This is a genomic window from bacterium, from assembly GCA_024228115.1.
In the GTDB taxonomy this organism is placed as follows: Bacteria; Myxococcota_A; UBA9160; order UBA9160; family UBA6930.
The window spans coordinates 1-21231 of sequence record JAAETT010000491.1 but is presented as its reverse complement, the minus strand read 5'-3'; the positions used below and the strand labels follow the sequence as shown (position 1 = coordinate 21231).

At 65.4% G+C, this 21231-nt stretch carries 20 protein-coding genes; 15 read left to right on the top strand and 5 right to left on the bottom strand.

The window, feature by feature from the left end:
• The first annotated feature begins 248 nt into the window (after positions 1–248).
• The 5 genes from GY937_21000 to GY937_20980 all read left to right on the top strand — a co-directional run bounded on the left by GY937_21000 (position 249) and on the right by GY937_20980 (position 6996).
• A complete protein-coding gene (locus GY937_21000) occupies positions 249–2525 on the top strand; it encodes a hypothetical protein (protein MCP5059191.1) in 2277 nt (758 codons plus the stop codon).
• A 430-nt stretch (positions 2526–2955) separates the two neighbouring features.
• Positions 2956–3849 (top strand): PEP-CTERM sorting domain-containing protein, encoded by an 894-nt coding sequence (locus GY937_20995; protein ID MCP5059190.1) that lies wholly within the window; start codon positions 2956–2958, stop codon positions 3847–3849.
• Positions 3828–4571, top strand: a complete 744-nt coding sequence (locus GY937_20990) for a PEP-CTERM sorting domain-containing protein (GenBank protein MCP5059189.1) — start codon at positions 3828–3830, stop codon at positions 4569–4571. The genes GY937_20995 and GY937_20990 overlap by 22 nt, the downstream gene beginning before the upstream one ends.
• Before the next feature lie 98 nt (positions 4572–4669).
• Positions 4670–6499, top strand: coding sequence for a hypothetical protein (locus GY937_20985; protein ID MCP5059188.1), 1830 nt, complete (start codon positions 4670–4672; stop codon positions 6497–6499).
• The gene (locus tag GY937_20980) at positions 6496–6996 is read left to right on the top strand and encodes a hypothetical protein (GenBank protein MCP5059187.1); all 501 of its coding nucleotides are present in this window, start codon (positions 6496–6498) and stop codon (positions 6994–6996) included. The genes GY937_20985 and GY937_20980 overlap by 4 nt, the downstream gene beginning before the upstream one ends.
• 30 nt (positions 6997–7026) lie before the next feature.
• Here GY937_20980 and GY937_20975 read toward each other — a convergent pair whose 3' ends face one another.
• Together GY937_20975 and GY937_20970 are read right to left on the bottom strand one after the other, a co-directional pair.
• Positions 7027–7494 (bottom strand): isoprenylcysteine carboxylmethyltransferase family protein, encoded by a 468-nt coding sequence (locus tag GY937_20975; protein MCP5059186.1) that lies wholly within the window; start codon positions 7492–7494, stop codon positions 7027–7029.
• Positions 7491–9017: an aromatic amino acid lyase gene (locus GY937_20970; protein MCP5059185.1), complete on the bottom strand. Its 1527-nt coding sequence runs from the start codon at positions 9015–9017 to the stop codon at positions 7491–7493. The genes GY937_20975 and GY937_20970 overlap by 4 nt, the downstream gene beginning before the upstream one ends.
• A gap of 104 nt (positions 9018–9121) precedes the next feature.
• Between GY937_20970 and GY937_20965 the strand changes: the two genes are divergently transcribed.
• From GY937_20965 to GY937_20920, 10 genes are all read left to right on the top strand, one after another.
• Positions 9122–9886: a 1-acyl-sn-glycerol-3-phosphate acyltransferase gene (locus GY937_20965; GenBank protein ID MCP5059184.1), complete on the top strand. Its 765-nt coding sequence runs from the start codon at positions 9122–9124 to the stop codon at positions 9884–9886.
• On the top strand, positions 9879–10142 hold the full coding sequence (locus tag GY937_20960; GenBank protein ID MCP5059183.1) for an acyl carrier protein: 264 nt from the start codon (positions 9879–9881) through the stop codon (positions 10140–10142). Before GY937_20965 ends, GY937_20960 begins: the two co-directional genes overlap by 8 nt.
• 46 nt (positions 10143–10188) lie before the next feature.
• Positions 10189–10404, top strand: a complete 216-nt coding sequence (locus tag GY937_20955) for an acyl carrier protein (protein MCP5059182.1) — start codon at positions 10189–10191, stop codon at positions 10402–10404.
• A gap of 3 nt (positions 10405–10407) precedes the next feature.
• On the top strand, positions 10408–12168 hold the full coding sequence (locus GY937_20950; GenBank protein ID MCP5059181.1) for an AMP-binding protein: 1761 nt from the start codon (positions 10408–10410) through the stop codon (positions 12166–12168).
• Positions 12165–12923 (top strand): glycosyltransferase family 2 protein, encoded by a 759-nt coding sequence (locus GY937_20945; GenBank protein MCP5059180.1) that lies wholly within the window; start codon positions 12165–12167, stop codon positions 12921–12923. Before GY937_20950 ends, GY937_20945 begins: the two co-directional genes overlap by 4 nt.
• On the top strand, positions 12920–13903 hold the full coding sequence (locus tag GY937_20940; GenBank protein MCP5059179.1) for a hypothetical protein: 984 nt from the start codon (positions 12920–12922) through the stop codon (positions 13901–13903). Before GY937_20945 ends, GY937_20940 begins: the two co-directional genes overlap by 4 nt.
• A 175-nt stretch (positions 13904–14078) precedes the next feature.
• A complete protein-coding gene (gene fabG, locus GY937_20935; GenBank protein ID MCP5059178.1) occupies positions 14079–15131 on the top strand; it encodes a 3-oxoacyl-ACP reductase FabG in 1053 nt (350 codons plus the stop codon).
• 42 nt (positions 15132–15173) lie between these two features.
• Positions 15174–16730: an NAD(P)/FAD-dependent oxidoreductase gene (locus GY937_20930; GenBank protein ID MCP5059177.1), complete on the top strand. Its 1557-nt coding sequence runs from the start codon at positions 15174–15176 to the stop codon at positions 16728–16730.
• 14 nt (positions 16731–16744) lie between these two features.
• Positions 16745–17455, top strand: coding sequence for a hypothetical protein (locus GY937_20925; protein ID MCP5059176.1), 711 nt, complete (start codon positions 16745–16747; stop codon positions 17453–17455).
• Positions 17452–18690 carry a beta-ketoacyl-ACP synthase gene (locus GY937_20920; GenBank protein ID MCP5059175.1) on the top strand — a complete coding sequence of 413 codons (1239 nt, stop codon included), beginning with the start codon at positions 17452–17454 and terminating at the stop codon, positions 18688–18690. The genes GY937_20925 and GY937_20920 overlap by 4 nt, the downstream gene beginning before the upstream one ends.
• On the opposite strand, the gene GY937_20915 is transcribed toward GY937_20920, so the two are convergent.
• The 3 genes from GY937_20915 to GY937_20905 form a co-directional block, all read right to left on the bottom strand.
• Positions 18687–19418: a beta-ketoacyl synthase chain length factor gene (locus GY937_20915; protein ID MCP5059174.1), complete on the bottom strand. Its 732-nt coding sequence runs from the start codon at positions 19416–19418 to the stop codon at positions 18687–18689. The two genes, GY937_20920 and GY937_20915, sit on opposite strands and share 4 nt — an antisense overlap.
• Complete coding sequence (locus GY937_20910; GenBank protein MCP5059173.1) at positions 19415–20614, bottom strand: beta-ketoacyl-ACP synthase; 1200 nt, start codon at positions 20612–20614, stop codon at positions 19415–19417. Before GY937_20910 ends, GY937_20915 begins: the two co-directional genes overlap by 4 nt.
• 95 nt (positions 20615–20709) lie before the next feature.
• Entirely contained in the window at positions 20710–21084 is a 375-nt protein-coding gene (locus tag GY937_20905; GenBank protein ID MCP5059172.1) for a hypothetical protein, read from the bottom strand.
• Positions 21085–21231: the final 147 nt, after the last annotated feature.

The following is a 21231-nucleotide window of genomic DNA, read 5'->3' as shown; positions in this document are numbered from 1 at the left end:
TCTCACGCGCCAAGTCCAAGCCTGGCAAGACGATCGCAACCGAACGACGAAGGGCGTCGACTGGCAATTCACGACCCAACAAGCCCGCGTGAAACTGCGACGACTCTACCCCCAGCTTTTGGTGTGACAAGGGACTAGGCGTCGTCGCCTCAGCGCTACTCGTCGCCCTTTCCGGCTGTGTGCCCGGCGCGCCTCAGATTTCCGCCCCGGCCCACGAGAGCGCCGCTCCGAGCACCGGGGTGGTTCCTGTGGACATCTCCCTCGGCGTTCCGCTCCTACCGCAGAGCAACCTCAAGGTGACGCTCCTCTCCGGGATCGACGCACCTCCCGTCGGAGTCGTCCTGCTGACCGACCCGGCTGCGAACCGGGTCCAGGTCTCGGGTTCCCAGGCGACCGCCCTGCTTGGCCCGGCCGATCTCGCGGAAGGACGGAACACGCTTTTCGTCAGCCTCGATCGTGACGGCAACGGAACTCCGGAGCACACCGTCAGCGCCACCTTTTCCTGGGAGCCGAGCCTCGACTTCGCGGGGGAAGAGGAATGTGAATTCCTGGACCGCCATCGCTGTCTGCTCCCGTTTCCGTCCGATCACTTCACGAGCCCCGATCCCGTGACCGATACCGGGCGGCGGGTTTCCTTCCCGATGAGCGCGACGCCGCCCACTCTCATCGGAATCCACGTCGACCCGACCGAGTTCAACCGGAACGATGGCTTCAGCCCCGGCCCGATGATCACCGTCATGGTGCCCGGGGTCGATCTCGTCCAAAGCGGGGCCGCCCCGATCGAGGACATCGGGAGTTCGATCAACGATCCGGATACCGCCGTCGTCCTGGTGCGGGCCAGCACCGGGGAGCGACAGCTCCTGTGGGCCGAACTCGATTCCGGAGCCACAGGTTCGGAACAGCCCGCCTTGCTGATTCGTCCGGGGGTGAACCTCAAGGACGGTGAGCGCTACATCGTTGCGCTTCGTCACCTCCGCGGTTCGGCAGGCGAAGACCTGACACCGGAGCGTCCCTTCCAGGTCTACAGGGATGGCATTCCCACCTTCCTGCCGCTGATCGAAGACCGTCGCCCGGCGATGGAGTTGATCTTCGGCACCCTCGAAGGCGCGGGCATTGCGCGCTCGGAGCTGTATCTCGCCTGGGATTTCACGGTGATCAGCAAGCGCAATATGTCGGAACGCCTCCTCCACATGCGCGATGAGGGGTTCGCGAACCTTGCGGGCGCCGCGCCGGTCTTCCATATCGATACGGTCACGGAGCACTCGCATAGCCAGCTCTTCCGCATGATCGAAGGCCGCTTCGAGGTGCCTCTGTATACGACGAACGGGGGACTCCCCGGCGCGCGCCTCAATCCCGCTCAGGTGGCGGGAGGCCCCTTGCTCGATCCGGACCGCCTTCCGGAACAGGTCAAGGACGGCCTCGGGAACCCCGTCTTCTATCAGGCCAACTTCCTCTGTGTCGTTCCGAATGCCGCGGTGATCGATCTCGGAGGGGGCGCACTCGCCGCCAATCCCGCGCGCCCCAGCCTCTATGGGCACGGGCTGCTCGGGGAACGCTTCGAAGCCCGGTCCAGCCACAACCGGGACTTCGCGGACCAACACAATTTTCTGTCATGCGCGACCGATTGGATCGGAATGGCGGATGACGATTTCGGTCACATCCTGACCGTCATCCTCACCGATTTCTCCGTCTTCCCGACACTGCCGGATCGAATGCAGCAGGGTTTTCTCAACACCCTCTTTCTCGGGCGGCTGCTGGTTCATGCGAACGGGTTCGCCTCCCATTGCGCTTTCCAGGCGGTTGATTGGGCACCGGTCGCGGGGAACGACTGCCCTGCGAGTGGGGAACTGCTCTTCGATCAGAGTGAGCTCTTCTACGACGGGAACAGCCAGGGCGCCATTGCAGGCGGCGGCGTGACAGCCTTCGCCCAGGATTGGACTCGCGCGGTGCTCGGCGTTCCCGGCATGAACTACAGCACGCTCCTGCATCGGAGCGTCGACTTCGCGCCGTTCAACGACATTCTCTCCGCGGTCTACGTGCCCCGGATCGACCAACTGCTGGTCCTCGACATGGCGCAGATGCTCTGGGATCGGACCGAGGCCAGCGGGCACGCGAACCATCTCACCAGCGATACCTACCCGGGGACGCCGCCACACAAGATCCTGCTGCACGTCGCCTACGGGGATCATCAGGTTGCCCCGGTCAGTGCCGAGGTCGAGGCGCGTACGATCGGCGCCAGCATCCACCTGCCGGCCAGGGCCACAGCCGATCCGGTGGAGGTGGCGCCCTACTTCGGTATCCCCGCCATCAGCGCCTATCCGTTCGACGGCTCGGCCTTGATCATCTGGGATAGTGGCACCGCGACCCCGCCGCTCGAGAACATCCCGCCGAACGTCGGCCAGGATCCCCACGAGACCCCGCGCCGCGACGCGCAGGCCAAGCAACAGAAGTCCGACTTCCTCCAGACGGGCGGCGCCGTCACCGATGTCTGCGGAGGCCTGGCCTGTACGGCCGTCGATCCGTGAGCGCGCCCCTGGCCGGGTAGTCGGAGCCGACAGAGAACCGACGCTGGTTCGCTGCGATCTCGGGTGCAGATCCGAGATCATTGCGGCCCTCTGAGGGCGATTCCACGCACGCCGCTCTGGGCTGATAGGAATGGTTTTTCCGTCGCTTGGGAAGTTGCTTTCTCAGTGGCAATGGCTGATGCCCCGGGAGTTTGCCGCAAGCACTGCAACTCCCTGAAAAACAACGAATTCCTCTCGGCGAGCATCCCGGACTCCCTCGGCACGGCAGTTGCACATGTGGCGCCATGGGAAGGGGTGCCGTCAGGCGCCAAGGCGTCGGTCTGCCTCTTCTCGGAGAGACACGACCGGCGTTTTGTTTTTGCAGTCCAGGCTGATCCGGGACCTGCGGAATCGGGCGGCGCAAAAACACGGACAACTCAAGGGGAATCGGATGTTGGCTCAATCGAAGCACCTCGGCCTGATCTTGCTTGCAGCAGCGCTGCTCTGGCTCCCGTCCGCCGCCGGGGCCTCGCCCCTCGGGCTCCAGGTCGGCGACGTCATCAGCTCGCTCGAGTGGGACGCCCTCCAGGACATCTCGGGCGGACCGGGCGGAGATGGTGGCAGCTTCACCACCACGGGCACCAACACGGGCGACACGACGATGGACGGCCGCATCACGTCGGCCGCCCTCTCTGCCGGCCCTTCCACTTCGCCGATCCTGCTGAGCGGAGTCAACTTCTCGCTCGAGGCGTCGCTGAGCGCGGTCTCGATCGACCCCTTGGGCGGCACCCTCTTCCTCGTGTCGACCACCTTCGTCGGCGTGACCGGCGACGACATCACGATGACTGACGGCACCGGGACCATCCTCACGGCCGAGCTCGCCAGCGGCTTCGTGATGGGTGGCATCTACGACCTCTCCGGAGGCCTTCCCGACGCCACCGCCGTGGCCAACGCCATCGGCATCACCATCTCGGGCGGGGACGCGGCCCTGGTGGCCGCACTGGGCGGCATGGGCGGCGGGGCCACCCTCAACCTCGACGGCACGATCTTCGACTTCGTTCCCGGCATGGCCGCGATCCTGGCCGACTTGCCGGACCCGGAAATCGACGAGGACTTCAGCTACTCGGGCACCGGCACCATCCAGCCGAGTGCACCAGTGGCTTTCCCGGAGCCGGGCACGATGGTACTGATGGGGCTCGGCGTCCTGGGACTCGTCCTCACCGGTTCGCGAAGCCCGGTCCTAGGCATTGGAGAACGATCGTTAGGGTTCCTTCGGAACTGGACCAGGTTCAGGTTCCGGATGCGGAATTGCGGGGGTTGGAAATGCAGAGAGCAGTCGAGCTGATGCGGTGTCTAGCGCTGGGGGCGGCACTGGTACTCGTCGCCGGGGCGGCCCAAGCCGTCTCCATCGGCGGGACGGACGCACAGAGCCAGTACACGGCATCCAGCGGCATCTTCACCTTCGACGACACCGTGAGCGGGACTGCAGAGCGGGGCACCGTCACCACCGCGGACAACCCGGCTCTGGCCGCTCTCGTCAGCGGTCGTATCGATCTCGAAATCAAGCTCGATACGAGTGGATTCAACCCGGCCACCGATCTCATCACGGGCGCGAGCTTCATTGGAACCGGCCCGGCTGCCGAAATCCTCATCTGGGATTCCACCGAAACGATCGTGCTTCTCTCTTTCGACGTCACCTTCGTGAACGTCACCAATGCGCTTCCCTCGGAGATCGCTCCCCCGGGCGGGACGATCATCGTCGGAAACCCGGTGGCCAGCAGCTACGGAACCGATTCCGCGTTGACGGTCGCGGGCGGGACGATGGCGGCTGCGGCGGGCGGCATCGGTACGCAGGCGGTGCTCCACATCAATATCTCCGATCCGGTGCCGACATTCGATCTTGCTGACCTTTTCAACTATCTCGACAGCGATTTCACCGTCGGCCTCGACGTGGGCCCGACGAGTGAGGTTGTCTGGGAGATCGAGCTGCTGGTGCCCGAGCCGGGTACGGTCCTCCTGCTAGGGATGGGCATCGCGGTGTTGGCTTCCCGAAGGCGCTCTGCCTGACGGCGCTTGGCTTCGGCTGATCGCCGGGTCGGGTTTCCGGAGGGTCGGACTCGCCCAGCGGGCCGGCCGGATGGGCTGGACAAGCTGGAAACCGACCGATGCCCATTCGAAACCGCCCCTCCACAGCCGCACGCACTTTCCATGTGGTGGGAGTGTTCATTGTCGGCGTTTTGGCAACAGCGGCTGCCGCACAGCCGCTTTCCGGGGATCTTGACGGCGACGGAACCGTCAGTGCCAGTGACGAAGCCTTGCTCCAAGGGCTCTACGGCGCTGTGCTGGGAGATGCCAGTTACGATCCGGCTGCCGACGTCAACGCGGACGGCAAGATCGATCATCGAGATCTTGCGCTGTTCGGTAGTGCGTTCGGAAGCACGGGTGGGGACCCGGACACGAGCGCACCCTCCCTCCTGGTCACTCTGAACGACATCCCGGACGATCAGAACGATCTGCTGGTGGTCCCGCCGGATGCGTTCCAGGTGACCCTCGGATTCGACAGCGCAGGTGGCAGCGTCGTCGATCGCTCGACCCTCTCGGTGACCTGGAGCGAAGATGTTGAGGGCTACCCGTCCGGGAGCGAACTGGCGGCGCTGTTCTCTTCGTCGCCAACACGTGGGTTCTACGAGGTGCCGGCCGGAAGTGATCTCCCGCGGACCTCCCACTACCTGACCGTCTCCATCGAGGACGCGGCCGGGAACCAGAACCAACAGGTCTATGGCTTCGCGGTGCGCGACTTTGGCCTTGGTGCGCCGATGGGCTCGCAGCAGCAGATCTTCCTCGATTTCGACCAGGATCGGAGCCTCGGCACCGAGATCGACTTCCTGGAGGATCTCCGCGAGTTCGGTCTGTCGTCGACGGCGGATCTCGTCCTCGAATCCCAGGTGCGCGACCGCATCGTCTCCGAGATCCTGGAGCGCGCCCATACCCTCTACGGACGGAATGCCGACGGAAGCCCGGGCACCGATCCCGTGAACATTGTATTCAGCGATTCCGCACCGGGTGGCGCCTACGCACGCCTCTGCGTCGGGGGGGAATCTCCCACTTCGTCGATCTATCTCGGGCTCACCCCCCTCGACGAAGGGAACCTGGCCGACAACGAGAACACCTGTACGAGCGCGCAGTACGGAGTGTTCCCCCAGGCGATCGACAACTTGTGGGCGAGTGAGGCCTCCTACCAGCAGCTCTTTACCCCGGTCGACCCCGACCTGGGCGGGACGCCAATCGGTGAGAACCCTCTCGATAGCGTGGTCCTCGACACCGGTTTCGACCCGAATCAGGCGACTTCTGCGCAACTCGCGCGCTGGAGCGATGTCGAGGCGGCGATCACCGACTTCTCGAGCTTGCTGGGGACCGTCGTGGCCCACGAGACCGGCCATCTCCTGGGCCTTACGGCCCACGGCGCTCCTCCGGCGGGTCTCTACGGCGGCACGAGTGGATCCAATGCCGATCACAATGTGACCTCGTCCGGCACCACGCCGACCGAGAACTTCGTGATGAACGCGGGAGGTTCGTTCAGCTTCGATGAAGTCACAGGAGGCGGTGGTCAGCCCCTTCCTGCCTTTCGCCCCCTCTCCTGGGCCTATCTGCGCGACCGGGTCGCCCTCAACTCGCTCGTAACCGGGCTCTTCTCGCCCCCCGTTCTCTCGCAGGTGCCCCCGAACCCCGCGACCTATCCAATGGGCCTGTATACCGTCGATATCACGATTTCAGGGGCGGACTTCATGGCCACCCCGTCGATTCGCGTGCTGCGTGAGGGGAGCCCCACCTGGGACGTGGTCAACAACGTGGTCTTCGTCGACCCCCAGACGCTCACGGGTACGCTCAACTCCTTCGTGGTGATCGCCGACCCGAACCCCTACGACGTACGGGTCACGAATCCTGACGGGCAGCTGATCGAACTCCTCGACCATCTGCTGGTGACGCAGGAATGAAGCGCCTCCTCATCCCCCTCCTCCTGGCGACGATTCTCCTCTCGGGTGTCACCTGCGGAAATGAAAACGAATCCGAGGGCAAGGCGGTCGTCTGGTTCAGCCCGCCTGGCCTCTCCGTCGCCCCCCTCGAGATGTTCGAGCTGGAGGTATGGGTTTCGACGTCGGAGACCGCCCAGGCGTACGAGTTCTCGCTCCAGTACGACCCCTCCCACGTACTCATCTATGGCATCGAACCCCACTCCGACTTCGATGACGATGGCCAGTTCTTCATCGATCCGCAGATCGACCTCCCCGCCGGCACGCTGAGTGGAGTCGTCGATCTTCGCCGCGGAAGCGCGGCGGGCGTGACCGGGACCTTCCGGATCGCGACGCTCTCCGGATGGAGTTACACCGACGGAGAAACGACCATCATGCTCTCCAGCGGAGGGATTGCGGCCGAGGACGGGACGGAGCTCACCATCTCCAGTTACAATTCCGTCGTCATTGTGACGCCCTGAATCCCGCGCGCTTCGGGCTGTGAGGAAGACCTAGGACAGCCAGCGTGGAACCCGCTTCGCGTAGGCTTCGTACTCGGCACCGAAACGCTCGTGGAGGCCCGGTTCCTCGAATTTCACCACGAAGAAGTGCGCGAGTGCGAAGAAGCCGGCTGCGTAGAGTACGAGGGCTGGGCAGGCAAAGGCCCAGGCTTCGGCCAGCATGATCACGACGTAGAGCAGGTACATCGGGTTGCGGGACCATCGGTAGGGTCCTTCGATGACGAAGGCTCGCGGCGGATCGAAGGGTGCCGGCGTTCCCCGGCCGAGCCGCACGAATTGGACCACCTGGATGGCCAGGACCATGAGCGCAAGGCCGAGTGCGGCTCTACCGGCCAGCGATGAATGATTCCAGCCGTCCGCGAAGCCGCTGCCCGACGCCCACAGGACGAGCCACGGGCCGAGCACGAAGAACATCGCCGCGAACCAGGTCATCACAGCGAGGGTCTTCCCTGCGATCACGGCTCCAGGCCGACCGTTCCGGTCCGGTGCAGTTCGAGCACGCGAGCGATGTCGTGATCCTGTCGCCGGTCTTGTTCGAGGCCAGGCACGGCTTTGCGCACGGCATCTCGAAGCAACCCGGCGCGACGGCCCGGAGCCTGCCCTTCGCGCTCGCGCAGGTCGACTGCCTGGCAGACAGCCAATACCGCAATGGCGCTCACGGTCTCCGTAAGCTCTGCGATTCGAAGACCATCCCGGGCGGCGATCGTGCCCATGCTCACCTTGTCCTGATTGTGGGATTCAGTGCTCCGGCTGAACGCCGCGGCGGGCATGGTCAGCTTCAGCGCCTCGGCCGTGAGGGCCGAAGCGCTGATCTGCATGGCCTTGAAACCGTGGTGGACGAGAGCGCCGTTCCCGGTTCTTGCAACCAGGTTCTCTGGGAGGCCATCACTCGTATCGGGGCAGCAAAGCAGGGTGAGCTGGCGATCGAGGAGATCGGCCACGCTGGCGATCGCGGTCTTCAAGGTGTCCATGGCGAGGGCGACATGACCACCGTAGAAGTTGCCGCCGTGCAGGACGTCGCCGCGCTCCGGATCGACGAGCGGGTTGTCGTTCACGCCGTTCACTTCGATCTCGAGCAGGTCTTTGGCGAAGGCTGCGGCATCGAGTAGCACGCCTAACACGTGAGGTGCGCAGCGGATCGAGTAGCGATCCTGGAGTCGGCCCTGGACCAGGTCGTCATGGCGCTCCAGGTCTCCGCGAATCCAGCTGGCGGCCCGTTCGGTGCCCGGATGGGGCTTCCACGAGAAGACCCGCGCATCGAAATGACCCGGATTGCCGTGGCATACCTCGCTGACGACGGCCGTGACCGCGGCCGCAAGCCGCGCCAGGCGCTCCGCCTGCTCCCAGACGAGACAGCCGAGGGCCGCCATCATGCTGGTGCCATTCATCAAGGCCAGGCTCTCCTTCGGGCCAAGCAGGAGAGGTTCCACACCCAGCTCGGCCCAGGCGACATCGGCCGCCATGAGCCGCCCGCCGAGGGTCACCTCGCGTTCGCCGATCAGCATGGCGGCGAGGTACGAGAGGGGCGTCAAATCACCGCTGGCCCCGACCGAGCCCTCGGCGGGAATGCGCGGCAACAACCGATGCTCGAGGACCAGGCACAGGCGCTCGAGCAGCGCCTCGCTCACGCCGGAGTGCCCGCGGGCGAGAGAGGCCGCCCGTACGACGACCACGGTGGCCGCCTCTTCCTCGTCGAGGATGCGCCCCGTGCCGCAACCGTGGAAGCGCAGCAGCTGATGGGGCATTTCCTCCTGCAACTCCTGCGGGATCGCATTGGCCACGGAAGCGCCGACCCCGGTCGTCACGCCGTACACAGGGCTGCCCTCGGCGAGCCGGGCTCGGACGGCCTCCTGCCCCGCTCGCAGCCGGCGGCGATAGCCATCGTCCTCCCAAAGGGCGAGGTGGCGCTCGCCCCGGGCGAGGGCCAGCACATCGGGGAGCTGCAGCGGGTCCTGGCCCAGCCGGAAGGTCTCGGAATCCACGCCCTGATCCTACCGGAAGGTTTCGGAATCCACGCGCGGATCCTCTCCAAAGGGCTTGCGATGTCCCCCGGGGCCTGCCTCTGAGGTGTTATCGTCTGACGGCTGTGGGACGGTGGCAGAGGGCAAAATGGCGTCAGCTCCGAACGGGCCTGGCGTACGCGTACTATGGGCTTGGAGCGTTGGGCATCACGCTCTGGGTCGGGTTGCGCCGCCTGGTCGGCGCCCCGATGGGCCGGGACGCTGCACAGCGGATGCTTCGCCGGGCCTACGACAGCTTCGTCCGCTTGATGCTGGCGCTTCGCCTGTTTCGGCTGCGCAACGTGGGTATCGAGGCGCTCGCCGGGCCCGGACCGCGGCTGATCGTCGCCAATCATCCGTCGGCGATCGATTCCGCGCTGATCGTCCGGCACCTCTCCCAATCCGACAACTTCATGAGTCCGAACTGGGCCAGGGTTCCCCTGATTCGCAGTGTTGGCGAGGCTGTGGCGTTCATTCCCAGCGACGCCGCGCAGGCCTCCGTCGATGCTGCTGTGGACTGCTTGCGCAGTGGGCGGACTGTGGTGATGTTCCCGGAGGGCACGCGCTCGCCGTCGGGTGGCTTGGGTCGGTTCGAACGGGGAGCCGCCCATGTCGCGCTGCGGAGTGGTTGCGATCTTCTACCGGTCGTGATTCGAACGGACATCCCGATCTTGACGAAAGGCGAACGCTGGCATGAGGTTCCGGACCGGACCCCAGAAGTGGAAATGCGCGTGATGCCGCCGTTTTCGCCAAGCAAGGTCCTCGATGGGAGCGAGCCTCCGATGCTCGCTGCCCGAAAACTCACGGCCGCGTTGCGCGGCCACTACCTGAAGGTGCTCGATCTTGACTAGCGACGCGCTCCATCTGGAGATCAAGAAGATCATCGTCGAGTCTCTTGCGCTCGAAGACATCGCCCCCGAAGAGATCGAGACCGCAGCGCCGCTCTTCGTCGAAGGGCTTGGCTTGGATTCGATCGACGCTCTCGAGCTGGCGATGTCCCTGGAGGAGAAATACGGCGTGACGGTCGGCGACGATCCGGACGAGAACCAGAAGATCTTCTTCTCGGTGGAGAGCCTGGCGCAATTCGTCACGGACCAGCGCGGCTAGGCCGGGCTGGTCCGCCTTGTCTTCGACCGAGGAGATCTGGGGCATCGTGCGGAAAGTCCTGCGCGCCGAGTTCAAGTTCGCCGACGAGGAGCTGCGTCCTTCGGCTCACCTTGCGGACGATCTCGACCTCGATAGCGTCGATGCCGTCGCATTGCTGGTGCGTCTCGAAGATGAGGTCGACCTCGAGATCGACGAAGGCGACCTGCGGTCTCTCGTCACCCTGCAAGATGTCGTCGATCTGGTGGCGGCGCGGCTGGCCTGATCCGTGGCCTGCGTTCCCCTCCATCAGCTGCTCGCGCAGCCGCGCGCCGAATCTGCGCCGGTCGCGTGGGATCGCCGAGCGATCTATGACGTCGGCGGTTTCCTGCGACATGTCGGGGGATTGGCCCATCGGCTCGAGGAGCGACCGGGCTCGAAGATCCTGTTGGATACCACGAGTGCCTACGCCTTTGCAGTGGGCTTGTTCGCCGTCGCGCGGGTCGGCGGCGAAGCGTGGGTGCCTCCGAACCGCCAGGACGGGACACTTCGCGAGCTGTCGTCGTTCTGCGACGGCGTGCTCCGGGATCGCGGCGCCAGCGAGGCAGATTCCGGGGCAAACACCGGCACGGCGTTGGATCCCCTGGCCCACGCGGGTGACCCGTGGCCGATCGAGCTCGATCCTGAACGGCCCATCGTTCAGCTCTTTACTTCTGGCACGACCGGGCGCGCCAAGGAGATCCCCAAGGCGTTTTGCCATCTCGAGGAGGTGGTCGAACTCGAGCGTCGGATCGGGGCCGGTGTTCCGGTGGAGGCGCATGTCTTCGCAACGGCACCCCATCAGCATCTCTATGGTTTCTTGCTCCGCGTTCTCTGGCCACTTGCGACGGGACGCGCCTTCCAGGCCGAGAGCCTCCTGCGACCCGAGGAGTTGCTGCCCCGCATGGCGGATGTCCCTGTCTCGGTGCTGGTCGCAACACCGGCGCATCTTCGTCATCTGGCGGCTCGGCCCGAGCTTCGCGATCTCCGAGGGCGGGCCGTGCGTGTGGTCTCTTCAGGGGGGCCACTCCCACCTGCCACAGCTGCGAGCGTCCAGGCGGCTCTTGGCGAGCCGCCCTTCGAGATCTTCGGCTCCACAGAGACCGGCGGCGTGGCGACTCGTCGCCAACTCGCCGGGGAGGAGCCGCCGCGGTGGCGCCCGTTCGGGCAGGTCCAGGTGCGCCAGGATCCGACGTCGGGCCGTTTGCGCGTGAGCTCACCCTTCGTTTCGGTCGGTGCGGATCTCTCGCCTGACGGAACTCTCGAGTACGAGATGGGTGACCAGGCGGAGGTCGATGAGGACGAGCACTTCGAGTTGCAGGGCCGCGCAGACCGTGTGGTGAAGATCGGGGAAAAGAGGCTCTCTCTCTCCGACATGGAGAGCCGGCTTCGCGAGCACCCGTTCATCGACGATTGTGCGCTCGTCGCCGTCGATCGAAGCGCCGAGCAACGTGTGGCCGCGGTGGTCGTACTTTCACCCAGGGGTCTCGCTGCCAAGGCCGACCGTGATCGACGCAGCCTCGTGCAGGCACTCCAGAGCCAGTTGGCCGCGCATTGGGATCGGGTGCTCTTGCCTCGGATGTGGCGTTTCGTGGCAGCGCTGCCGACGGATGAACGCGGGAAGCTCCCGCGCGAGGCGCTCCTGGCCCTGGTTTCGGAGCGCCCCCGCGTTCCGGTCGTCCTCGGGGAGCGGAGGGAAGCCGATACGCTCACGCGGGATCTTCAGGTGCCGACGGATCTCGCTGCACTGGAGGGCCATTTCCCCGGCCAACCGGTCGTGCCTGGCGTCGCCCAGGTCGGCTGGGCCCTGGCGGCCGCGGAAGAGCTGGCCGGAGGCGAGCTGGGTCTCGCGGGCGTGGAGGCCCTCAAGTTCAAGGAGATGTTGCTTCCCGGGGGTCGCGTACGGCTCGAGGTGGAATTGGATCGACTCGGCGCTCGCGTGCGCTTTCGCATCCTCAACGAGGACCGTGAGCTTTCCTCCGGACGCCTGCTCCTGGCGGACGCCAAGTGAAACCGGCACTGCTGATTCCGGTGCACCAGCACGCCGAACCCCTGGCCGCAGTGCTGGAGGGGTTGGCCGGCCTGGGCATGCCGTGTTTCGTGATCGACGATGGAAGTGATGCTGCCAATCGCGAACGGATGGACGAACTGGCGCGCCTGTATGAGTTCGTCGAGCTGCATCATTGTGCGGAGAACCTTGGCAAGGGAGTGGCCCTGCGCAGCGGCTTCCGGCTGGCGGCCCATCGCGGGTACAGCCACGTGATCCACCTCGACGCGGATGGCCAGCATGCAACTGCCGAGGTCCCACGTTTTCTCGATGCCATGGCTGCACACCCCGGGGCCCTGGTGTTGGGCGCTCCTCGTTTCGATGCATCGGTTCCCAGGGCGCGATTGGCTTCGCGCCAGCTCTCCCGCGGTCTGGTCTGGCTCGCGACCCTCTCCTTCGCGATCGAGGATCCGTTGGTCGGCTTCCGTGGCGTTCCGCTGGAGCCCACGTTGGCGCTCCTCGATCAGGTGCGAACCGGGGATCATATGGAGTTCGAACCAGAGATGGCCGTGCGGCTGGTCTGGGCCGGGGTGCCGGTGGTCAATCTGCCCACGCCTATCGTGTATCCGAAGGGCGGCCATTCGAATTTCGATATTCTCTGGGACGATCTTCGGCTGGCGTGGCTCTACATCCGTCTCTTCTTCGGCATGCTCGTGCGAAGTCCACGGCTGGTCTGGAGCCGGCCGAAAGCTCTGGCAATGGAGGCGGGAGATACATGACCGCCGCAATGCCCCCGCACACGTCTTCTCCGACGCCCCCCCCTGCAAGCCCGGCCTGGGCGCAAGCCGCTGAATCGGGCTCGCTTCTCGCGGCCCGCCTCATGCGGGGGCTGTACCGCTTGCTCGGGCGCCGGTTCACGAGCGGCCTGTTGTGGCCGATTGCACTCTACTTCTCGGCGGTGGGTCGGGCCGGGCGGGTGGCGCAACGTCGCTATTTGACGCGTCTCCGATCCGCTGCACCCGAGCTGAATCTTCCCGCGCCATCCTTTGGAACCTGCCTCCGTCACACCCATGAGTTCTCGGTGAACATCTTCGACCGGATGGTCGCGTGGGGCGGCGAGCTCGATGACATCGAGTTCCTCCACCGCGGTAGCGAACACCTCTTTTCCCTGGCGGAGCAAGGGAAGGGCGCCATCTTGTTGGGCTCCCATCTCGGGAGCTTCGACATGATGCGCCTGCTGGCCGGGCGCCACGGCTTGGCGGTGAACGTGCTGATGTACACGCGCCACGCGGAACAGATCGGCCGCTTCCTGGCCCAACTCGATCCGAGCCATCCGGTTCGGGTGATCTCCCTGGATCCGTCTTCGACCCGCACCGCGTTCGAGATTCGCCAGTGCCTGGATCGGGGCGAGTTCGTCGGGATCCTTGGGGATCGGATCTTTCCCGGCGACACGGGTCGTCGGGAGTGGGTTTCGTTCCTCGGGCACCCGGCGCCGTTCTCGCTGCGTCCCTTCCTGATGGCAGGTGTTCTTGGCGCGCCGCTCTTGTTCTCCGCCTGCGTCCGGCGCGACGCGGCCACCTACGAGGCCATCGTGGAGCCACTCCATTTGGGAGGCATCGTGCCGCGGAGGGAGCGGGATGCCCAGGCACGCAAATGGCTGGAGACGTACGTGGCGAAGCTCGAGGAGGGCTGTCGTCAGACGCCCTATCAATGGTTCAATTTCTACGATAGCTGGCACTCGGAGGAGCGTGCTGCATGACCTTCCCCGAGGTCGAACGGATCGTGCCGCATGCCGGACCCATGTGTCTGCTCGATCGCGTGCTGCGGAATGACGAGCAGGAGACGGTTTGCGCCGTCCGCCCGTCCGCAAGTGGCGTGCTGGCCCTCCCGGATGGGCGGATTCCCGCCACGGCGGCGCTGGAATGGATGGCTCAATGCATTGCCGTCCATGGTGGGCTTCGTGCCTGGAAAGAAGGTTCTCCGCCGTTGCCCGGCCTCTTTCTGGGAGCGCGACGAGCGACGCTACCGGCGGCCGCCTTCGACATGGAAGGCGAACTCGTCGTCACCGCTCGCTGGCTGCGCGGGGGCGCACACGGAGCCCAGGCCTTCGCCTGCAGCGTACGAATGCCCGAGGCGGACGCAGACGAGCGCCCGCCCCTCGCCCATGGAACACTCAATGTGATGATCGTCGAAGATCTGGCCGAACTGGCTTCGCGCGGAGCGGGCCCTTGGCGCTGAGGCGTCGCCGCGCCCTGGCGGATGGCCCGAAACGCGTGCTCGTCACAGGAGCTAGTGGTGGGCTTGGACGCGCGATCGCGATCGCCCTTGCACGGGTCGGTTTTCCGATCGTCGCCCATTTCGGCCGCAACGCGGAGGCTGCGGCGGAGGTTGCCGAGGCTTGTCGCGAAGAGGGAGTGACGGCGACCACGTTGGGTTTCGACGTGGCAGATCGGCAAGCGGCAAGCGACGCACTGGCCGGGGAAATCGAAGCGAGCGGGCCGTTCTGGGGCATCGTCTGCAACGCGGGAATCCACGAGGACGCTGCCTTCCCTGCGATGGGAGCTGATGCGTGGGACCGCGTACTCCGCACCAACCTGGATGCCTTTCATCACGTGGTCCAGCCCCTGGTCCTGCCGATGGTGCGGGCTCGCGAGGGCGGACGCATCGTTACGATCTCCTCGATCAGCGGGCAGATTGGCAACCGCGGCCAGGTGAACTACGCGGCATCGAAGGCCGGCCTGATCGGTGCGAGCCGTGCGCTCTCCCTCGAACTGGCGGCTCGCGAGATCACCGTGAACAGTGTGGCGCCGGGCCTCATCGAGACCGAGATGGTCGAGCCCGCTCATCTGGAGGCGATCCGCAAGCTCATTCCGATGCAACGCCTGGGCCGAGCGGAGGAGGTAGCCGCAGTGGTCGCATTTCTCTTCTCCGACGGTGCGGCCTATGTTACGGGGCAGACGATTTCGGTTAACGGCGGACTGGCGTAGCGGTGAACGGCGGATTGGCATAGCGGTGAACGGGAGCTTGGTGTGAAACTCGATGTGGCGATCCTTGGAGGCGGGATGGGCGGCAGTCTGCTCGCCCGACAGCTCTCGCGCGAGGCGCCTGGTCTATCGATCGGGATCTTCGAGAAGAACACGGAGACGTCGTACAAGGTTGGCGAGAGTACGGTCGAGATCGCGGGCTCCTACCTGATCCGGCGGGTCGGGCTCAGCCGCTACCTCTACGAGCACCATCTGCCGAAGAACGGTCTGCGTTATTTCTTCGACAATTCGGAGAAGCAGGCCGAACTCACGGAGATGAGCGAGATCGGCACCGTCAACCTGCCTTTCCATCCCGCTTTCCAGGTCGATCGGGCTCGGCTCGACGCGGACTTGTTGGTCATGAACGAGAAGGCCGGCATTGCGGTTCATACGGGAACCACGGTGGACGACCTGACGATCGGCCAAGCGGGTGCGTCCCACTCATTTCGCATCGAGAGAGAAGGGCATCGCGAACGCGTTGAGTGCCGCTGGCTGCTCGATGCGAGCGGTCGCACAGCGCTCGTTTCCCGGGCACTGGGCTTGCGGGTAAAGGAAGAACACCACTCGATGCTCTCCGTCTGGGGCCGCTTCGAAGGCGTTGCCGATGTGGACGATTGGGGCGATCCGGCATTCTCCGCCCGCGCGCGCCATACCGCTCGCGGCATCTCGACGATGCACTTCTGCTACCCGGGCTACTGGATCTGGGTCATCCCGCTCGGTGCCGGCATTACGAGCATTGGTGTCGTAGGGCAGCCGCCCGGGGAGTACAAAGCCCTCCGCACTCAGGAGGGCTTCCGCGCCTTCCTGGAGTCGCACCGGGTGATGGCCTCCCTTCTGACCAAGGCCAAGCCGATCGACGTTGAAGGACTGAAGAAATTCTCGTACGGAACAAGCCAGTTCTTCTCGGCCGATCGCTGGGGGCTGATCGGCGAAGCCGCTGCCTTCCCCGATCCGCTCTACAGCCCCGGTGCAGATTTCATCGCCCTGGAGAACGATTTCCTCTGCGATCTCGTGAAGCGCGATCTGGCTGGCGAAGCCGATCAGGCCATGGCACGGCGCGTCGAACTCTATGACGGGTTCCTGGCCTTTCGCTTCGAGGCGGCGATGCGTCTCTACCGTGGCCTGTACGGCATGATCGGCAGCTTCGACCTCATGCGCATGAAGTGGGACTTCGACATCGGTTGTTATTTCAATCTCTGGGTCGCGCCCTACTTCTTGGACGAGTATCTGGACGAGCGATACCTGCGCCGCCAGGTGCGCGAGCAGCGCTTCATCCTCCAGGCCCTCCAGAACTTCTCGGATTTGTTTCGCGCGGCCGAAGTGCAGGTTCGCGAGCGAGGTGAATACTACCGAGGGAACCTCGGTGTCTTCTCCTACGGCCTCGAGAACATCGATTTCATCGAAGAGGTGGGCCTGCCGCGCAGCCAGCGGGCCATCCTCGAGAAGACCGGTGAGATCTTCAATAGCGTGCGTCACCGAGGCCTCGAGCTGCTCGGTCGGGAGGGGGATGCCGATGCATCGCTTCCGCTCACGACCATGATGACGCCGCGCCCGATTTTCTGAGCTCTACGTTCCCCATGGCCCACAGGCACCCCTTTCGTTCGCCGCCCCCGCCGGTGATGGGGCTCGCGGTGCTGGGAATCCTGGTGGTCGCGGCCTATCCGTTCGCGCTCGAGTGGGCGCTTCTTCGCTACGGCGTCCAGGGTGTGTCCGTAGCCATGTTCGCGACCGGCGCTGCGGGTCTCGCCTGGCGTTGGAGCCACATCACGGCCCCGGCGCTTCGCCCGACCCAGCTGGCGATCCTGGCGCTCCTCGCCCTGGCCGCCACATCGAAGAGCCGCACGCCCCTGCTCTTCGTGCCGGCAGTCATCCAGCTTGGCCTCGCCGGCTACTTCATCGCGAGCCTGCGCCCCGGGGATTCGGTCGTGGAGCGGATGGCTCATTTCATGCAGCCCTACCTACCGGACTGGATTCGGCCCTATTGCCGCATCGTGACGGCGCTCTGGGCACTCTTCTTTCTCGCCAATGCGGTCGCCATCGCCTGGCTGGCAACCGAAGCCGATCCTTCGCGCTGGAAAGCCTGGACGGGCGCAGGGCTGTACATCACGGCGCTCGTGTTGCAGGGCATCGAAGCGTTGTTTCGCAAGGGTTGGTTCCGCGCGTTCGACGAGGGACCCATCGATCGACTCTTTGCCCGGCTCTTTCCGCCGGAGCGAACCCGGAGGGGTCGCCGTTCGATGGAGTACATTCGACGCATGCGCATCGAGCTGGGCATGGAAGAACCTTGAGCGGGCGAAGGGTCGTCGTCACCGGCATGGCCGGCGTCTCTCCGATCGGTGCCAGCTGGACCACCGTGCGTGACGCACTTCGGAGCGGCCGCGCGGGGCTCGAAGTCTGGCCCGTTCTCGAAGAGGTCGAGGGCGTGCGAACTCGTCTCGCCGGCCCTGTCGAAGAACCCGCGCTTCCCCCTTCGGCGCCTCGCAAGAAACTGCGCGGGATGGGTCGGGTTGCGCGGCTCGCAACCTGGGCGACTGAAAAGGCGCTGGAAGATGCCGGCCTGATCGGGGATCCGGTGATCTCCGACGGACGAACGGGCCTCGCCTATGGCTCGACGTCCGGAAGCCCCGACGCGATGGTTGCTTTCTGCAAGGCCTTCGGCGTGGAGCGGCGCGCCAAGAGCGTCGTGCCGATGCAATACGTGAAGCTCATGAGCCACACCTGCGCAGCCAATCTGGCCCAGTACTTCGAAATCCGCGGTGCCGTGCTGCCGACCACGAGCGCTTGCACCTCGGGCTCCCAGGCGATCGGTGTGGGCTACGAGCAGATACGTTTCGGCCGCCAGGACGTGATGATCTGCGGCGGAGCAGAAGAGCTCCACGAGATCGAGGTCGGCGTGTTCGACCTCATGTTTGCGACCTCGACCCGCAACGACGAGCCCTCTGCAGCCTCGCGCCCTTTCGATACGGATCGGGACGGCCTGGTCGTGGGGGAGGGAGCGGGCACGCTCGTGCTCGAAGCGCTCGAGCATGCGCACGCCCGGGGCGCCAACATCCTGGCGGAAGTGATCGGCTACGGCACGAATTGCGATGGCCTGCACCTGATGGCGCCGGATCCGGCGGGCATGGAAGGTGCCATGCGCCGGGCGCTGGCCGACGCGCAGATCGAGCCCAACCGCGTGGACTATGTATGCGCTCATGCCACCGCCACCGAAACGGGCGACATCGCCGAGAGCAATGCGACGCTGCGCGCCTATGGCGGGAAGGTTCCGGTGAGTTCGCTCAAAGGGCATCTGGGGCACACCCTCGGTGCCTGTGGCGCGCTCGAGGCCTGGATGGCCCTTGGCATGTTGCAGGAGGGTTGGATCGCACCAACCCTGAACCTGGAAGAGGTCGATCCGCGCTGCGCCGAGCTCGACTATGTCGTCGGTAGCCCTCGGGAGGCCCCGCTCGAAATCGTTGCCAGCAACAACTTCGCGTTCGGCGGAATCAACACCTCCCTGCTGTTCCGTCGCATCGGCTCTTAGCGCGTGAAGCGCCAGAGGTGCTGAGACGTAGCGATCGAAAAGCTCGCGTCCCCGCCGATCCACAGGCGTAGGAACTCGGCGGCCGGGGGCCAGGCCAGGGGTTTCGCATCAGGAGGCCTCCGCTCGAGGGCCACCTCGAAGCCTCCCTCGTTCGTAGCGCCGCTTCGGGCCAGTAGCAGCGCGACGCCATAGGCGCAGGCGGGTTCGTCCACGAGGGAGGCGAACACCGGATCGAGGGGCACATCACCCATCACGAAGAGGACAGGACGCTCGGGCTCTCGTTCCAGGTGCCCGAGGGCCTCGAGCAAGCCACTCCCGAAGCTGTCCTCACGCCCGGCCAGGGAACTCGATGCCTGCCGATTGTCCATGGCAATCGAGAACAAGCCGGCCTGGGCGTTGTGCACCGTATGACTGAAGATCGCGGGCGAGATCCGCTCTCCGCGCGCCACGTTCTCGAGCAGGCCGATCGATTCATTGATGCTGCCATGGCGCGACGCGAAGACCGTTCTCGCCTGGCTGCGCTCCGCCTCGCTGCAACCCTCGCTCGCGACCTTCAGCAGGATCTTCGAGAGGGGCGTGCAGCGGCGACGTAGCATGGCTGGCAGGAACCTGGCGTCGGGGACGCCCTCGCTGGCGAGGGGCTGCGGATCCTTGGCCCAGGCTGTCCACTGCTCGACGGATTCGAGGCCCGGCGACCAGGCGCACCAGCTGCGCAACAAGGTCTTCACGAGAGCTTCCGCTCGAGGACGAGGCTGCAGTTGTTGCCCCCAAAACCGAAGGAGCTGGTGAGGACCAACGCACGTTCATCGACCGATGCGGTTTCAGCCTTGTGGGCGAGCCGAATGGGCGCGCACTCCGGGTCGAGTTCGCCGTCGAAGAGGTGGGGTGGGAGCGCGAGCGTCCGGTTCTCGGCACGCTGGAGCACGAGCCAGCTGAAGGCGGCTTCGATCGCGCCCGCGGCGCCGAGGGTGTGACCGGTCATCGGTTTGGTGGAGCTGCACGGGACCTCTCGACCGAGGACATGATCCACTGCCACGCTCTCCATCGCGTCGTTCAACGCCGTTCCCGTTCCGTGCAGATTGGCGTACGCAAGTTCCTTCGGCGCGGCGCCCGCATCTTCGAGAGCGGAGCGCATCGCGGTCTCGGCTCCGCGGCCCTCCGGATCCGGCGCCGACATGTGATGGGCTTCGCTGGATTCTCCGACGCCGGTGAGTTGGACGCCGCCCGAATCCCTCGTGACGAGAAATACGGCTGCGCCTTCGCCCAGGGTGAGCCCGCGCCGGTTCACACTCATCGGGTTGGTCGGCTCCGGAGCGATCGCCTGAAGCGACGAGAAGCCTCCGGTCGTCAGGCCGCATAGGGTATCGGCCGCCCCGGCCACCACCGCATCGCAGAAGCCCAGGCGTAGAAGCGAGCGTGCCGAAGCCAGGGCTCGCGCGCCGGAAGAGCAAGCCGTCGAGAGCGTGTAGGCGGGCCCTTCGGTGCCTAGCCAGCGCGCCGTGAAATCGGCGATGCCTCCGAACTCGAGCTGTGCGTAGTCGAACGCCGGCGCAAGAGAAGCAGACTCGAGTTGGTGGCGGATCGCCACCTCGGCATCCGATACGCCCGAGGTGCTGGTGCCCATGATGACACCGATCCGATCTGCGCCAAAGCGCGCGATGGCTTCGCGGAGAGGCGTCTCGATCTGGAGCAGGGCCGCCAGGGCCATGGCATTGTTGCGGCAGGCGAACGCAGCGAGAGATGCGGGAATATCCGGCAGGCGGTCGCGCACGGCGGCCACGACGAGGGGTGGCCCTTCGGTATGGGGCTCCCATTCGGAAAGACGGCTCTGGTCGCCCTCGAGGAGGCGCGGCCAGGTTTCGTCGGCATCTGCCCCGAGTGCCTGGATCAGGCCCATTGCGGCAAGAGCGCAGTCGGTGCTCATGGCACGGACGATACCGGCTGCCCCGCGTCAGGGCAGGCCGGAAGCTGCCAGGCCCCGCCCCGAATGGGGGCGAAACCTGGCAAACCGGGATTCGTTCAGAACGGCAGCGAGCTTCCTGCGGAAACCGCGAAGTGCAAGCTCTTGTTCAATGCCTCGTTGCGGAGTTGAACGCTGTCTTCAGCGAAGCCGGCGCTCGGAATCGGCTGATCGATCGGAAGGAGTTGAACGTCTCTCTCCGCGTTCTCGACCGCGACGGCGCGGGTGTACGGCCGACCGCGCCAACGGTCGCGCGTCGACATACGGACCCTGGCCGGAGCCTTTGCCTCGGTAGCGGCCGTCGCCTTCACCTCCGTCGGTTGCTGGACTTCAGCGGTGGGTGTCTCCTTGCGCGACTCGGTTTCGGAATTCGCCATTGCGGCGCCGGTCCAGAGGAAACTGGCTGCTACTACGAGCAGCATCAAGCGGATCATCGGGATCCCTCCTAGTCCCTTGTATCGACCAAAGGCGGAAGTGTTGTCATGCTAAGCACTGCGTCCCCCGCAGCCAATCGGTTCTCGCCGTGTCGCGGGCCGATTCATGGGGCCCGTATGTCGAAGAAGCGGTATCGGATTGACTTG

Coding starts and splice junctions, on each gene's coding strand:
- GY937_20995 (MCP5059190.1), top strand. CDS start 2,956: ATGTTGGCTCAATCGAAGCACCTCGGCCTGATCTTGCTTGCAGCAGCG.
- GY937_20990 (MCP5059189.1), top strand. CDS start 3,828: ATGCAGAGAGCAGTCGAGCTGATGCGGTGTCTAGCGCTGGGGGCGGCA.
- GY937_20985 (MCP5059188.1), top strand. CDS start 4,670: ATGCCCATTCGAAACCGCCCCTCCACAGCCGCACGCACTTTCCATGTG.
- GY937_20980 (MCP5059187.1), top strand. CDS start 6,496: ATGAAGCGCCTCCTCATCCCCCTCCTCCTGGCGACGATTCTCCTCTCG.
- GY937_20940 (MCP5059179.1), top strand. CDS start 12,920: ATGACCGCCGCAATGCCCCCGCACACGTCTTCTCCGACGCCCCCCCCT.
- fabG (MCP5059178.1), top strand. CDS start 14,079: ATGCATTGCCGTCCATGGTGGGCTTCGTGCCTGGAAAGAAGGTTCTCC.
- GY937_20925 (MCP5059176.1), top strand. CDS start 16,745: ATGGCCCACAGGCACCCCTTTCGTTCGCCGCCCCCGCCGGTGATGGGG.
- GY937_20910 (MCP5059173.1), bottom strand. CDS start 20,614: ATGAGCACCGACTGCGCTCTTGCCGCAATGGGCCTGATCCAGGCACTC.
- GY937_20905 (MCP5059172.1), bottom strand. CDS start 21,084: ATGATCCGCTTGATGCTGCTCGTAGTAGCAGCCAGTTTCCTCTGGACC.